General features: G+C 61.8%; 9 protein-coding genes, 1 tRNA gene and 1 pseudogene. 5 read left to right on the top strand and 6 right to left on the bottom strand.

The features are described from left to right. Positions 1–5: 5 nt before the first annotated feature. From NJC40_RS03905 to NJC40_RS03890, 4 genes are all read left to right on the top strand, one after another. The gene (locus tag NJC40_RS03905) at positions 6–794 is read left to right on the top strand and encodes a gamma-carboxygeranoyl-CoA hydratase (protein WP_045484334.1); all 789 of its coding nucleotides are present in this window, start codon (positions 6–8) and stop codon (positions 792–794) included. A gap of 30 nt (positions 795–824) precedes the next feature. After that, positions 825–2,729 (top strand): acetyl/propionyl/methylcrotonyl-CoA carboxylase subunit alpha, encoded by a 1,905-nt coding sequence (locus NJC40_RS03900; RefSeq protein ID WP_253142394.1) that lies wholly within the window; start codon positions 825–827, stop codon positions 2,727–2,729. A 129-nt stretch (positions 2,730–2,858) separates the two neighbouring features. Next, positions 2,859–3,764 (top strand): hydroxymethylglutaryl-CoA lyase, encoded by a 906-nt coding sequence (locus NJC40_RS03895; protein ID WP_253142395.1) that lies wholly within the window; start codon positions 2,859–2,861, stop codon positions 3,762–3,764. 178 nt (positions 3,765–3,942) lie between these two features. Next, positions 3,943–5,256, top strand: coding sequence for a diguanylate cyclase domain-containing protein (locus NJC40_RS03890; protein ID WP_253116967.1), 1,314 nt, complete (start codon positions 3,943–3,945; stop codon positions 5,254–5,256). Positions 5,257–5,680: 424 nt separating this feature from the next. Here NJC40_RS03890 and NJC40_RS03885 read toward each other — a convergent pair whose 3' ends face one another. Both NJC40_RS03885 and NJC40_RS03880 read right to left on the bottom strand, forming a co-directional pair. After that, positions 5,681–6,784 (bottom strand): Fic family protein, encoded by a 1,104-nt coding sequence (locus tag NJC40_RS03885; RefSeq protein WP_253142396.1) that lies wholly within the window; start codon positions 6,782–6,784, stop codon positions 5,681–5,683. A gap of 81 nt (positions 6,785–6,865) precedes the next feature. Continuing rightward, on the bottom strand, positions 6,866–7,300 hold the full coding sequence (locus NJC40_RS03880) for a hypothetical protein (protein ID WP_253142397.1): 435 nt from the start codon (positions 7,298–7,300) through the stop codon (positions 6,866–6,868). Between the two features lie 46 nt (positions 7,301–7,346). On the opposite strand from NJC40_RS03880, the gene NJC40_RS03875 reads away from it, so the two are divergent. Then, a complete protein-coding gene (locus NJC40_RS03875; RefSeq protein ID WP_492180500.1) occupies positions 7,347–7,721 on the top strand; it encodes a helix-turn-helix domain-containing protein in 375 nt (124 codons plus the stop codon). Positions 7,722–8,018: 297 nt separating this feature from the next. On the opposite strand, the gene NJC40_RS03870 is transcribed toward NJC40_RS03875, so the two are convergent. The 4 genes and pseudogenes from NJC40_RS03870 to dnaG all read right to left on the bottom strand — a co-directional run bounded on the left by NJC40_RS03870 (position 8,019) and on the right by dnaG (position 14,084). Next, positions 8,019–8,095: transfer RNA gene (locus NJC40_RS03870), tRNA-Ile, on the bottom strand. Positions 8,096–8,111: 16 nt separating this feature from the next. Next, positions 8,112–9,908 (bottom strand): annotated as a pseudogene (locus NJC40_RS03865) (putative bifunctional diguanylate cyclase/phosphodiesterase); the annotation flags it as partial. A 284-nt stretch (positions 9,909–10,192) separates the two neighbouring features. Then, the gene (gene rpoD, locus NJC40_RS03860; RefSeq protein ID WP_045484316.1) at positions 10,193–12,040 is read right to left on the bottom strand and encodes an RNA polymerase sigma factor RpoD; all 1,848 of its coding nucleotides are present in this window, start codon (positions 12,038–12,040) and stop codon (positions 10,193–10,195) included. Between the two features lie 67 nt (positions 12,041–12,107). Then, positions 12,108–14,084, bottom strand: coding sequence for a DNA primase (gene dnaG / locus NJC40_RS03855; RefSeq protein WP_045484313.1), 1,977 nt, complete (start codon positions 14,082–14,084; stop codon positions 12,108–12,110). Between the last annotated feature and the right edge of the window lie 296 nt (positions 14,085–14,380).

The following is a 14,380-nucleotide window of genomic DNA, read 5'->3' as shown; positions in this document are numbered from 1 at the left end:
CGCTGATGAACGCATTCAACACCATCGAGCTGGTTCACGAGCCACGCGGCATCGCGACCCTGTGGCTGAACCGCCCGGACAAGCACAACGCCTTCAACGCCGCGATGATCGACGAACTGATTCAGGCGCTGCGCCAGGTCGGTGATGACGATGACGTGCGGTTTCTGATCCTGCGCGGGCGCGGCAAACACTTCTCGGCCGGTGCCGACCTGGCCTGGATGCAGGCCAGCGCCCGGCTCGACTACGCCGCCAACCTCAAGGATGCCCATCAGCTCGGCGAGTTGATGAACCTGCTGTATCGCCTGCCGTGCCCGACCCTGGCCGTGGTGCAGGGCGCAGCGTTTGGCGGTGCGGTGGGGCTGGTCGCCTGTTGCGACATCGCCATTGGCAGCACGGACGCGCTGTTCAGCCTCTCGGAAGTGCGCATCGGCCTGGCGCCTGCGGTGATCAGCCCGTACGTGGTGCAGGCGCTCGGTGAGCGCGCCAGCCGTCGCTATGCGCTGAGTGCCGAACGCTTCAACGGCGAGCGTGCCCGTGAACTGGGCCTGCTTGCCGAGTGCTACCCCGACGGGCAACTGGACAGTGCGCTGGCGCAGTGGACCGCCAACCTGTTGCTCAACAGCCCGCACGCGATGCGGGTGTGCAAAGCGCTGCTGCACGACGTGGGCAGTGGTGAACTCAGCGATGGCCTGCGTCAGCGTACCGAGAGCGTGATTGCCGGCATTCGTGTCAGCGAAGAAGGCCAGGAAGGGCTGGGCGCCTTTCTCGACAAGCGCAAACCCGCGTGGCAGTGAGCCGCCCGTCAACCGACTGAGCACACCGATATGAACACAACAACAATCAATACCCTGCTGGTTGCCAACCGTGGCGAAATCGCCTGCCGGGTGATGCGCACCGCCAAGGCGCTGGGCATCACCAGCGTGGCCGTGCACAGTGCCATCGACCGCAACGCCCGCCACGTGCGCGAGGCGGATGTGGCCATCGACCTGGGCGGCGCCCGGCCTGGCGAAAGTTACCTGCTGGCCGACAAAATCATTGCAGCGGCCCGTGCCAGCGGCGCCGATGCCGTGCACCCCGGCTATGGTTTTCTGTCTGAGAACGCCGCCTTTGCCAAGCGTCTGGAGGACGCCGGGCTGGTGTTTCTCGGCCCACCGGCCAGCGCCATCGAAGCCATGGGCAGCAAGTCCGCTGCCAAAGCCTTGATGGAAGCCGCCGGGGTGCCGCTGGTGCCGGGCTATCACGGTGAAGACCAGGACCTGGAAACCTTTCGCAGCGCCGCCCAGCGCATTGGTTACCCGGTGCTGCTCAAGGCTACGGCGGGCGGTGGCGGCAAGGGCATGAAAGTGGTCGAGCGCGAAACTGAACTGGCCGAAGCGCTGGCCTCGGCGCGGCGTGAGGCGCAGTCTTCGTTTGGTGACGCACGCATGCTGGTGGAAAAGTACCTGCTGCAACCCCGCCATGTGGAGATCCAGGTGTTTGCCGACCGTCACGGCCACTGCCTGTACCTCAACGAGCGTGACTGTTCGATCCAGCGCCGCCACCAGAAGGTGGTCGAAGAAGCACCGGCACCGGGCCTGACCCCGGCATTGCGCAAGGCGATGGGCGAAGCGGCAGTGCGCGCCGCCCAGGCCATCGGTTATGTCGGCGCCGGGACAGTCGAGTTTCTGCTCGATGCCCGCGGCGAATTCTTCTTCATGGAAATGAACACCCGCCTGCAGGTCGAACACCCGGTGACCGAAGCGATCACCGGCCTGGACCTGGTGGCCTGGCAGATTCGTGTGGCCCGCGGTGAGCCGCTGCCGATCACCCAGGAGCAAGTGCCGCTCAACGGCCATGCGATTGAAGTACGCCTGTATGCCGAAGACCCGGAAGGCGGCTTTCTGCCGGCCAGCGGTCATCTGGCGCTGTATCGCGAAGCCGCACCAGGAGCGGGGCGCCGGGTTGATAGCGGGGTGCAGGAGGGTGATGACATTTCGCCGTTCTACGACCCGATGCTGGCCAAGCTGATTGCCTGGGGCGAGAACCGCGAAGAAGCCCGGCAGCGGCTGCTGGCGATGCTGGCTGAAACCGTGGTGGCCGGGTTCAGAACCAACCTGGTGTTCCTGCAACGCATCCTCGCCCACCCGGCGTTTGCCGCTGCCGAACTGGACACCGGCTTCATCGAGCGGCATCAGGCGCAACTGCTGCCGGCGCCTGCACCGTTGCCCGATGCTTTCTGGCAACAGGCTGGCGCCGCTGTGCTGGCCAGTGAACCGGCCCGGCTGCGGGCCGATGATCCGCATTCACCCTGGGCGGCGCGCAGTGCCTGGCGCAGTGGCCTACCAGCTGTAACCGGTCTGGTGCTGAGCTGTGGCGAAACGCTGCGGGAGGTGAACGTCAGCCCGGACACGGCCCCGCCGCGCAACGTGTTGCGTGAAGGTGACACGCTGTACCTGCGGTGGGGGCTTGAATGGCTGGCGGTCAAACGCTTCGACCCGATTGCCAATGCTGCCGCCGGCCATGAGCAACAGGCAGGGCTGGTCGCACCGATGAATGGCAGCATCGTCAACGTACTGGTCGAGGTCGGCCAGCGTGTCGAAGCCGGCACGCAACTGGTGGTGCTTGAAGCAATGAAAATGGAACACAGCATTCGGGCAGCCGAGGCCGGAGTGGTCAAGGCGCTGTATTGCCAGGAAGGTGAGTTGATTGCTGAAGGCACTGTGCTGGTGGAGCTGGAAACTCATGATTAGAGAGTCCTGTGTAGGCGCTCACCCGCGGCCTTGTCACCGCTGCGCAGCACCGGCCGGGCGGCGATCCGCTTTAGCCGGGAAGCCTTCGCGGCTAAAGCCGCTCCTACGGGATGCGCCAGGGAGATCATCATGAACCTGCCGCAACACGTTCGGCTGGTCGAAGTCGGCCCCCGCGACGGGCTGCAGAACGAAGCCCGGCCCATTGCCGTGGCTGACAAGGTCCGGCTGGTCGATGACCTGTCGGCGGCCGGGCTGGGGCATATCGAGGTGGGCAGTTTTGTCTCGCCCAAATGGGTGCCACAGATGGCCGGCAGCGCCGAGGTATTTGCCGGTATCCACCCGCGAGCCGGCGTAACCTACAGCGCCCTGACCCCGAACCTGCGCGGTCTTGAAGCCGCCATTGAAGCCGGAGTGCGCGAAGTGGCGGTGTTTGCCGCCGCCTCCGAGTCGTTCTCGCAGCGCAATATCAACTGCTCGATCAGTGACAGCCTTGAGCGCTTCGTACCGGTCATGCAACTGGCCGCGCAGCAGGGCATCCGCGTGCGCGGTTACGTGTCCTGTGTGCTGGGTTGCCCCTACGAGGGTGACATCGCGCCACAGGCCGTGGCGGATGTCAGCAAGGCGCTGCTGGCGCTGGGCTGCTACGAAATCTCGCTGGGCGACACCATCGGCGTCGGTACGGCCACGGCCACCCGCCGGTTGCTCGACGTGGTGGGGCGTGCCGTGCCACGTGAGCAACTGGCCGGGCATTTTCATGACACCTATGGCCAGGCGCTGACCAATATCTACGCCAGCTTGCTCGAAGGTGTCGCGGTGTTCGACAGCTCCGTGGCCGGCCTGGGCGGTTGCCCCTATGCCAAGGGCGCCACCGGCAATGTCGCCAGCGAAGACGTGGTTTATCTGCTTGACGGGCTGGGCATTGAAACCGGCATTGAACTTCGAGCGCTGGCCGAAGCGGGGCAGCGAATCTGTACCTTGCTGGGGCGGAGCAATGGCTCGCGGGTGGCGACGGCGTTGCTGGCGAATAGTTGTTAACGCCAAACAGCGATGCTGCGAGTCAACGCCCAGAGTGCGCACCGGTTCTCGAAGCAAGCGGGCTGGCCTACATGTTTTGCAAAGCGTGACTAGACTGTGAGCAAACGTGCACGTAGCAATGCGGCCGTTTACCACGGCCCTTTGGCTGGGGCGGTCCGTTGCAGACATGGAGGTAGATGTGCCGTTAGCGCAGGATGAGTCGCTGGAAATTCTGGTGGTCGACGACCAGCAAGATATCCGTGAAGAAATGGTCGAGCTGCTGGAAGACCTGGATCGGCCCGTACGCTGCGCCGGGTCCGGGGACGAGGCGCTGGAATGTGTGAGCCGGGGCAACATCGGCCTGGTCCTGATGGACGTCGAGATGCCGCGCATGGGCGGTTTCGAAGCCGCCCGGCGCATGCGTGCCGAGCCGCAAAGCCGTTACACGCCGATCATCTTCATTTCCGGGTTGCGCCAGACCGATGCCGTGCTCAATGAGGGCTATACCTCCGGCGCGGTGGATTTTCTGACCAAGCCGGTACAACCGGCGGTCCTGTTGCACAAGGCCAGGATATTGCTGGAGCACGAACAATACCGGCGCAGCCTGCTGCGGCTGACCCAGCAACTGGAGCAGGAGCGCGCCTTCAATGCCTCGATCCTCGACAACACCGCCGAGGGTATTCTGGTGGTCGGTGATGACGGCCGGGTGCGTTACGCCAACCCGGCCATCACCCGCATGCTCGGCTGTTCCAGTGAAGAACTGCAAGGCAGCGACCTGCTGTCGTGGGTCGAGTCGCCGCACGAAAACAACTGGCAGACCTCGGTGTTCCATGACTCGCGGCAACGCGGCGATAACCTGCGCCTGCACGACGCCAACCTGCGCGGCCGGGACGGTAGCAACATCCCGGTGGCGATGTCCTGCTCGCCGTTACCGGGCGAGCAACAGAGCATGACCGTGCTGGCAGTGGACATGTCGGTGGTCCGTGACCTGCACCGGCAACTGGAGCTGCAGGCAATCACCGATGCCCTGACCGGCCTGCTCAACCGTCGTGGCTTCATGCAGGCACTGCACGGCGCCGTGTCCCGCACCCAGCGCACCGGCTCGTTAAGTGCCTTGCTGTATCTGGACCTCGATGGCTTCAAACTGATCAACGACACCCTGAGCCATGAAAAGGGCGACGAAGTGCTGCGCTGGGTCAGCGTCCAGATGCAAGCCTGCCTGCGCCCCTACGACCGCCTGGCGCGCATTGGCGGCGATGAGTTTGCGGTGATCGTCGACAGCATGCACACCCCGGCCGACGCGGCGGCCATTGCGCAGAAACTGATCGAACAGGTCACGGTGGATGAGGGACCGTTTCGCCTGGGCGCGAGCATCGGGATTGCGTTTATCCCGTCCAGCGGCAACCACGTCGAAGACATCCTGCGTGCGGCCGATGCGGCGATGTACGCCGCCAAGCGCGGGGGCAAGGGCCAGTACCGGTTTCATGAGACGGTAGATAACGTGATTACTTGAGGTGGGGCCTGGTCGTTGCGCAAATCGGCGCATAGGGCCAAGGATGCATTTTCCAGATTACAGATATGACAAAGGCGCCTTACGGCGCCTCATTCACAGACAGGTCGGCTTGTCATCGCCATATATCTGCCTGGCTCTACGATTGCTGGTTACCCAGGATCCTTAGAGTCTCGCAAGCCCCTCTCGGGAACGGGGTCAACTATACCTGCTACTCGCTGTGATTAAGTAGCCTGTAGTCACAGTGCGACACTGACTTAGCTACCCATCCTGTTCAGATAAGCACCGCAGACCCGGTGGGGTTGGCTTGCCGACGAAGGCGGCGGTAAGTGCACAGCAGATACCGCAGTTTTACCGACCCTTTCACTGGCAACCCGAGCGTGCGCATCTCCCGGGGTGACCAATTCAAGCATGTGTTCGATGAATTTCAGCTCACCGCAATCTGATAACGAGTACTACGCCCACCACCCGGCAGCCGCACAAGGCAGCCCTTTTCCATCAGGTCACTCAAGTGCCGTGTGGCGGTAGCCTTGGAAACCTTGGCAACGGCCTGGTATTGCGCTGCACTGATGCCCTCATCGAGCAGGCGGTTAAGCACTTTGATTTGCTCTGCCGACAGGGCCTGATCACGATGCGCCTGCCAGAAGCGGGCCTTGGCCAGTACCCGATCGATCCGGGCCAAGGCTTGTTCCAGGCTGTTCAGCAGCGTGCTCAGGAACCATTGCAGCCACGCGGTGATATCCAGGCTGCCTTTCTGGCTGGCCTCAAGAATGCGGTAGTAACCGGCGCGATCTTCCAGAATGCTCGCCGACATTGCATAAAAGCGGATAGCCTGCTGCTCGCTTTGGGCCAAGGCCAGGTCGGTGATGGTGCGCGTCAGGCGGCCATTGCCGTCATCGAACGGGTGAAGGGTGACAAACCAGAAATGGGCGATACCGGCGCGTAGCAACGGATCAAGCTGGCTATCGCTGCGGCTGTTCTCGAACCACGCAAGAAACGTATCCAGTTGCTGCTCCAGTCCCTCACGGGGTGGCGCCTCAAAGTGCACGGTAGGCCGATCAAGCCGGCCGGAGACAACCTGCATCGGCTCGTGGCCGCGCAACGTGCCGATACCGAGCGGGCGAGCTAACAATCCCTCATCAACCGGGAACAGCCAGCGGTGCCAGGCAAACAGCCGCTGCAGATCAAGCGGTTGTGAAGACGTGCCGGTGGCATCCACCAGCAACTCGGCCAACCCTTCAGAGCGAGGCGACACCGGACCTTGCTCGTTAATGCCCAAGCGCCGGGCCAGAGAGGAACGCACCGAGCCAGCATTCAACTGCTCGCCCTCAATGGCTGACGAGGTAATGATATTGCGCAACATGGCATCCAGACGGCTCTGCGCCTCGGCATCCGCACTGACGGCACCGACCATACCGAGCAAACGACCCTGAGCCATCGTGCAGGCACGCAGCAGCGGCGCCAGTATGTCGGCTTGCCAATTAAAATGCGGCCATTGGGGCTGCTGCCAGATCCAGAAGGGGTTCTGCATAGCATTCTCGCTCATGAGCCGATTAGAGAGCCTATTCGGCTCATCGAATGAGCTGATAGTGCTGGATATTCGGCTCACTGTCTAACGTACATCCATAACAGCCAACTGCTCACGTATCTCACTAGCCGTTAAACCTCGGGTTTCCACCATCATGCCCGGCGCCCGAATCCTGGCAATCTCCGCATCGGTCAGCCCGAGACTGCGCAAACTGTCCGCCCAACGCTGCAAACGCGCCGGTGCCGTATGTCGCGCATTCGGCCCCTTGGCGCGCAGGCAGGCTTTGCATGTGTCGTCAGGAGAAGGCCGGTTGGCCCACGTGCCGGGGCGTCGGTACTCGAACAGACCGCAGTCGCATCGGCATAGCCAGACCGTGCCTTTGCCGGAGCGGCTGGAGCGATACCAGGCGATTGCCGTCAGGGTGCCGCGGCGCTTGCCGGTGTGATCGGCGGCGTTGTCGGGGCGGGGGGAGAGGGTAGGTAGATGGTTGAGAGTGATTGGGGGTATGTGATGGCTCATGAACTCCTCCTTGGATGGACGATGAGGATGGGTTGATCGCATAAAGATGCGTTTCGTTACCGGAAGCATACTTCCTGTTCTGGTTTTTGTGCAACGTGTTGAATGCTCATTTTTTGAGCAGCCACAGATGGACTACAACGTTGCCTTCGGCACAACCTTCAAGCGCCTGCGACGGCTAAAGGGCCTGACCCAGGAAGACTTCGGTGCGGTGGTCAGCGAGCGCTATGTCCGGATGCTGGAAAAGGGCGAGTACTCGCCGACGCTGGGGACCATTGGGGATCTTGCGCAGGTTTTGGGTGTGAGCCCGATTGCGTTGATCGCGCTTGTGCAGGCGGAGTTTCTTGGTGCGGATGTGGGGAAGTTGATGGATGAGGCGCTGGGTGATGTGCTGGGCTTTGCTGAGCCGATGTCACAGGACTGAGTTGCGGCTACTGCTTTCGAGTATGCGATGCGGCCAAGGGGGCCTTGAGTGTTTATCTCTAAATAACGTGTCGCTGTTTTTGAGTTTTAGCGACACGTTGTGCCCTTATGTCGCTGGTGGCGACCTATGTGCGCGACGTATTTTTTGCGGTATGCAAGTTCTGAAGCGTCTTGCCCGCCGGCTGGCTGAGTGGCGAAGGTGCGGACGTTTTGTGGACGATGAGAGGGGGCGAGACGAGATGAGCGACGCTTCCCGCAAGATACAAAAAAGCCGCGCAATGCGCGGCTTTCGATTTTCTGGTGGGCCCACACGGACTCGAACCGTGGACCAAAGGATTATGAGTCCTCTGCTCTAACCAACTGAGCTATAGGCCCTTTTGCAGGTCGCGGATTATAACGGTGCTTGGCGGGCGGCACCATCGGCATTTTCCAAAAACCTCGTTACAACACATTTTTCCTGAAAATCCTCCGCCGCCAGCGGGGCGCCGATGAGTGGCCCCTGAAGCTGCTGGCAGCCTTCCGCTTCCAGCACCCGCCGTTGTTCCGGGGTTTCGATGCCTTCGGCGATGACGGTCAGTTGCAGGCTGTGGCCCAGGGCGATGATGGCGCGGACGATGGCGGTGTCGTGGCGGTCTTCGGGCAGGCTGCGGATGAAGCTGCGGTCGATTTTCAGGGCGTCCAGCGGCAGGCGTTTAAGGTAGCCCAGTGAGGAATGGCCGGTGCCGAAGTCGTCGATCGCCAGGCGGATGCCCAGGCGTTTGAGGCTGTGCAGCACGCTGAGGGTGTGTTCGGGCTGGTTCATGATGCTTTGTTCGGTGATTTCCAGTTGCAGGCTGGCAGGTTTCAGGCGAAAGGCGCTGAGCAGTTGCAGCATCCGCTCGGGCAGTTGCGGCTGGCGCAGTTGGGCGCTGGTCAGGCTGATGGCCAGCGGGCCGAAGCCGGGTTGTTGTTTTTGCCAGTGCTGCAGTTGTCGGCACGCGGTTTCCATCAGCCATTCGCCGATCTGGCGGCTGCTGCCGCTGGCTTCGGCCAGTGGCATGAAGTGTTCGGGCGTCAGCAGGCCGAGTTGTGGGTGGTTCCAGCGCAGTTGCACGGCGGCGCCGCTCAGGCGCTGGTCGGGCAGGCTGATGCGCGGCTGGAAGCTCAGGCTTAGCTGGTGGTTGTCGATGGCCTGTTGCAGTTGCTGTTCCAGGGCGATGCGCTCGCGGCGGCGTACGCTGAGGTCGTGGCTGTAGCGTTCCACGCAGTTACGGCCTTTGGCTTTGGCGCGGTACATGGCGGCATCGGCGTTTTTGAGCAGGGTGGCGCTGTCCAGGCCGTCATCGGGGAACAGGCTGATGCCGATGCTGGCACCGATCACCAGTTGGTGTTCGCCAGCGGGCAGGGGCGTCTGCAGGCTGGTCAGCAGTTTGCTGGCGATGCTCTGGGCGTCGCTGGCTTGCAGCAGGCCGGGCAACAGGACCACGAATTCATCGCCGCCCAGGCGGGCCACGGTGTCGATGTCGCGCAGGTTGTCTTTGAGGCGCTGGGCCAGACTTTTTAGCAGCAGGTCACCGACGGCGTGGCCGAGGGTGTCGTTGACGGGTTTGAAGCGGTCCAGGTCGATGAACAGCACCGCGCCGAGGCTGGCGGAGTCCTGGCTGTGTTGCAGGGCGCTGCTCAGGCGGTTTTCGAACAGGGTGCGGTTGGGCAGGCCGGTCAGCGGGTCGTGGTGGGCTTGGTGGTCGAGGCGGGCGGCGGAGCGTTTGAGGTCGGAGATGTCGGCAAACACCGCGATGAAGTGGCTGATAGTGCCGTCGGCGTCGCGTTGGGTGTTGATGCTCAGCCAACTGGGGTAGGTGTCGCCGTTCTGGCGGCGGTTGCAGATTTCGCCTTGCCATTGGCCTTCGGCGTTGAGCTTGTGCCACATGGCGGCGAAGAACGCGCTGTCGTGCTGGCCGGAGGCAAGCAGGCGGGGTGTCTGGTTGAGGGCTTGTTGTTCGCTGTAGCCGGTGATGATGCTGAACGCCGCGTTGACCGCCAGGATGCGCTGGTGGGTGTCGGTGATCATTACCGCTGCGGTACTGTGTTCAAAGGCCGTGGCGGCGAGCTGCAGGCGCTTGTCCGGCTCGTGGGCCAGTGCGGCAGGTAAGGGTGCCGGGGAACTGTCGATTGACGGGCAAGCGTCGAGGTCGAGTATAAGTCCATGCATGAATGCACATCCTTGTTGAAGCGGGCGAGTGAGGCCGGCTACAACAGGGGGCCGGTGCGCACAGGTTTTTTGCCCGTGGCGTACATAGGTGTAGGACATATTTGCCGGGCTTGCCGGGTAAATGATGATTGGTGGGATTGGGGAGGTATGTAAGAGCTGCTTTGCTGCGAAGCTTCGCGGATAAAACGGATCGCCGCCCGGCCGGTCCTACAGGGTTATGGGTAGGGCTCAGAAACGCAAAACCCCCGGCAAGCCGGGGGTTCTGGTGAACGCTGAAGCGCTTACTCGTCCAGGAACGAGCGCAGGTGCTCGCTACGGGTCGGGTGACGCAGCTTGCGCAGCGCCTTGGCTTCGATCTGACGGATACGCTCACGGGTCACGTCGAATTGCTTGCCGACTTCTTCCAGCGTGTGGTCGGTGTTCATGTCGATACCGAAACGCATACGCAGGACTTTGGCTTCGCGGGCGGTGAGGCCCGACAGCACTTCGCGGGTGGCTTCCTTGAGGCTCTCTACGGTCGCCACGTCAATTGGCGACTGCATGGTGGAGTCCTCGATGAAGTCGCCCAGATGCGAATCTTCGTCGTCACCGATCGGGGTTTCCATGGAGATCGGCTCTTTGGCGATCTTCAGTACCTTGCGGATCTTGTCCTCAGGCATTTCCATGCGCTCGCCCAGCTCTTCCGGGGTCGGTTCACGACCCATTTCTTGCAGCATCTGCCGGGAAATACGGTTGAGCTTGTTGATCGTCTCGATCATGTGCACCGGAATACGGATGGTGCGCGCCTGGTCGGCAATCGACCGGGTGATGGCCTGACGGATCCACCAGGTGGCGTAGGTCGAGAACTTGTAGCCGCGACGGTATTCGAACTTGTCCACCGCCTTCATCAGACCAATGTTGCCTTCCTGGATCAGGTCGAGGAATTGCAGGCCACGGTTGGTGTACTTCTTGGCGATGGAGATCACCAGACGCAGGTTCGCCTCGACCATTTCTTTCTTGGCGCGGCGGGCCTTGGCCTCACCGATCGACATGCGACGGTTGATGTCCTTGATTTCAGCAACGGTCAGGCCGGTTTCTTCTTCAAGGTCGCGCAGCTTCTGCTGGCAACGCTTGATGTCAGGCTGGAAGCGCACAATGGCTTCGCCATGCTTGCTCTTGCTGTTGGCCAGCGAGTCGCTCCAGGCCAGGTCAACTTCGTTGCCAGGGAACTGGCGCAGGAAGTCGGCACGTGGCATGCGGGCATCACGCACACACAGTTGCATGATGGCGCGCTCTTGGGCACGCAGGCGCTCCAGAGCACCACGGACGCGCTCGACCAGCACTTCGAATTGCTTCGGCACCAGCTTGATCGGCATGAACAGATCAGCCAGGGCCAGCATTTCAGCGATGGCCTGCTTGTCGTCACGGCCTTTTTTCAGGGCCTTGAGGGCGATTGCCAACTGGTCGGCAACAGCACCGAAACGCTGCTGGGCAACGACCGGGTCCGGACCGCTCTCGGCCTCTTCCTCGTCGTCGCCGCTTTCGGACTCTTCGTCTTCGTCGTCGTCACCTTCGGCAGCTTTGGCGGTCTTTTCGTCCATTGGCGGCGGCACTTCGGCTGGCGGCGCAATGCCGTCATCCGGGTCGATGTAGCCGCTCAGGACGTCGGACAGCCGACCGCCTTCGCTGGTGACGCGAGTGTATTCGGAGAGGATGTATTCGACGGTGCCAGGGAAATGGGAGATAGCGCCCATGACTTCCCGGATACCTTCCTCGATGCGTTTGGCGATTTCGATCTCGCCTTCGCGGGTCAGAAGCTCGACCGTACCCATTTCGCGCATGTACATGCGCACCGGGTCGGTGGTGCGGCCGATGTCGCTTTCTACCGCCGCCAACGCTGCGGCGGCTTCTTCAGCGGCTGCTTCGTCGGTGTCGGCATCGGCCAGCATGAGGGCGTCTGCATCCGGAGCACTCTCGTGGACCGGGATCCCCATGTCGTTGATCATGCGGATGATGTCTTCCACCTGCTCAGGATCTGAAATATCCTCAGGCAAGTGGTCGTTGACCTCTGCGTAAGTCAGATACTTCTGCTCACGACCCAGGGTGATCAACTCTTTAATACGAGACTGCTGTTGCGCTTTTCCGGACATAACACCCTATCCACTGAAGGTCTTGGCGGGCAAAAAACAAGCCGAGGATTATACCCGAGCTAGGACCTCACGCGCCAGTTGAGGTCGGGTTTTGTGTCTGCTCTTTGCGACAAAGCAGACTCAAGAGCTGGATTTTTTCATCTGCAGTCAGCCCGGTCTGCTTTTCCTTGGTGATCAAACGGTCCAGGAGTCGCTCGCGTTGGCGGGCGGTTAACCTAGTTATAGTGTCGAAAAACTGTTGTTCAAGGTTGTCGGCCTCGATCAACCATTCCTTTTCGGCCAGTGCGCGCAGCAAACGGCCCTGTTCGGTGCCGTGCCAGCGGGCTATCAACTGTAACGACCGCAACCCCGGATTCTTTTGCCGGGCTTCGATCAAAGCGACCAGCAGCTGCGCCTGGAAATTGTCTTCATCGGCAAACCGGCTCGCATTGTCGACCTTTTCGGCCAGTTCCGGGTGGTGCAGCAAGGTGCGCAGGGCGGTCTGCATCGGTTGCTCGACCGTAACCGGCGTGCGCGGCTTGCGTTGTTCAAAGTCCTGACCCTGGCCTTTCTTGTTCCAGGGCTTGCCGTCCCATTTTTTCTGATTCTGACGACCGGCACCGCCGCCACCTCTGGGCGGCGTCCACTGCGGCTCCTGATCGTAGGCTTCATAGCCGCCCGCCGGAGCAAAGTCGGCGTAGTCAGGCATGCCGTTGTAGTCAGCATGGCTGTCATGGGCCGGCATGCTCTGCGCCGGGGCATTGTGCGCCATCTGGCTCATGGCCTCGCCGCTGAGCCCGGTAATCTCGCTAAGGCGCTGGCGCATCAGGGTGCGCAGGTTGGCGCCGGGGACTTTTTCGATCAGCGGCGCGGCCAGCGTTACCAGGTGTGCCTTGCCCTCCAGTGAGCGCGGATCGGCCTCATGGGTCAGTTGTTCGAAAAAGTAATCAGCCAGCGGTTGTGCATGCTGGTTGATCCGCGCCTTGAAGGCGTCCGTGCCTTCGGCGCGCACCAGGGTGTCCGGGTCTTCGCCTTCGGGCAGAAACAGAAAGCGTGCCTTGCGCCCGTCCTGCAGGCTCGACAGCGTCGCTTCCAGTGCGCGCCAGGCGGCATTGCGACCGGCCTGGTCGCCGTCGAAGCAAAACAATACGCTGGGCACCACGCGAAACAGCCGCTTGAGGTGTTCTTCGCTGGTGGCGGTGCCCAGCGTGGCGACGGCATTGCGCAGGCCTTGCTGGGCCAGGGCGATGACGTCCATGTAGCCCTCGACGACGATGATTTCGTCGAGGTTGCGATTGAATTTGCGCGCCTCATACAGGCCGTACAGTTCCTGGCCTTTGTGAAACACCGGGGTTTCCGGTGAGTTCAGGTACTTGGGCTTGTCGTCGCCGAGCACCCGGCCACCAAAGGCGATCACCCGACCTCGGCTGTCGCGGATCGGAAACATCACCCGGTCGCGGAAGCGGTCGTAACGCTTGCCGGTCTCGGTGTTTTCGATCAGCAGTCCTGCGTCGATCATCACCTTCTGTTGCAGGCTGTCACTGCTCAGGTGTTTGTAGAGGTTGTCCCAGCCGGGTGGGGCAAAGCCCATGCCGAAGTCGCGGGCGATTTCACCCGACAGGCCGCGGCCTTTGAGGTAATCGACGGCAGCTTTGCGCGCCGGGTGGTTTTTGAGTGCCTGGCGGTAGAACTCGGCGGCGGCTTCCAGCAACGGGTACAGCGGCGAATCGGTTGGCTGGCGCGGTTTCTGGCCGCGCACGCTCTGCTCGCGCGGCACTTCCATGCCGGCGGCCTTGGCCAGTTCTTCGACAGCCTGGGGAAAATCCAGGTTGTCGTGGTCCATGATGAAGCCCAGCGCGTTACCGCCCGCACCACAACCGAAGCAGTAGTAGAACTGCTTGTCGGGGCTAACGCTGAACGACGGGCTCTTTTCCTTGTGGAACGGGCAGCAGGCCACATGGTTTTTGCCGGCCTTCTTGAGTTGCACGCGCGAACTCACCACGTCGACGATATCGGTGCGGTTCAGGAGGTCGTCAATGAAACTCTGGGGAATCAACCCGGCCATGGCGTTCTCATCAGGCGAAATGCGGTGTTACAGCGCTCGTCATTGTGCGGTATGAATGACGTCAATGCACTCGACCCTGATACGACAGGGAGCTTTGTTGAGGTGCTTTTTGAAAGATGCGCTTGAGCCGGCCCTGGTGTGGCCGGTTGAAACGTAGCCCCGTTGGCTTTAAGCGAGAAAAGTCGCGAGGGCATAACGTCTTTGTGCGTTGAAGCGCTTTACAGGAAAACGCATCGCACGGCCTGGAGTCAGGCTGGAAGTGCGCTGACCAAACCCGCTTGCTCAGGCAATGCCTG

The organism is Pseudomonas sp. 21LCFQ02 (genome assembly GCF_024129895.2).
Taxonomy (GTDB): Bacteria; Pseudomonadota; Gammaproteobacteria; order Pseudomonadales; family Pseudomonadaceae; genus Aquipseudomonas.
This window is presented reverse-complemented; position numbering and strand designations above follow the sequence as displayed.

What these genes read in the sequence shown, in the direction of transcription:
- NJC40_RS03905 (WP_045484334.1), top strand. Translation starts at nt 6, where the DNA reads ATGAACGCATTCAACACCATCGAGCTGGTTCACGAGCCACGCGGCATC.
- NJC40_RS03900 (WP_253142394.1), top strand. Translation starts at nt 825, where the DNA reads ATGAACACAACAACAATCAATACCCTGCTGGTTGCCAACCGTGGCGAA.
- NJC40_RS03895 (WP_253142395.1), top strand. Translation starts at nt 2,859, where the DNA reads ATGAACCTGCCGCAACACGTTCGGCTGGTCGAAGTCGGCCCCCGCGAC.
- NJC40_RS03885 (WP_253142396.1), bottom strand. Translation starts at nt 6,784, where the DNA reads ATGCAGAACCCCTTCTGGATCTGGCAGCAGCCCCAATGGCCGCATTTT.
- NJC40_RS03880 (WP_253142397.1), bottom strand. Translation starts at nt 7,300, where the DNA reads ATGAGCCATCACATACCCCCAATCACTCTCAACCATCTACCTACCCTC.
- NJC40_RS03875 (WP_492180500.1), top strand. Translation starts at nt 7,347, where the DNA reads ATGCGTTTCGTTACCGGAAGCATACTTCCTGTTCTGGTTTTTGTGCAA.
- rpoD (WP_045484316.1), bottom strand. Translation starts at nt 12,040, where the DNA reads ATGTCCGGAAAAGCGCAACAGCAGTCTCGTATTAAAGAGTTGATCACC.
- dnaG (WP_045484313.1), bottom strand. Translation starts at nt 14,084, where the DNA reads ATGGCCGGGTTGATTCCCCAGAGTTTCATTGACGACCTCCTGAACCGC.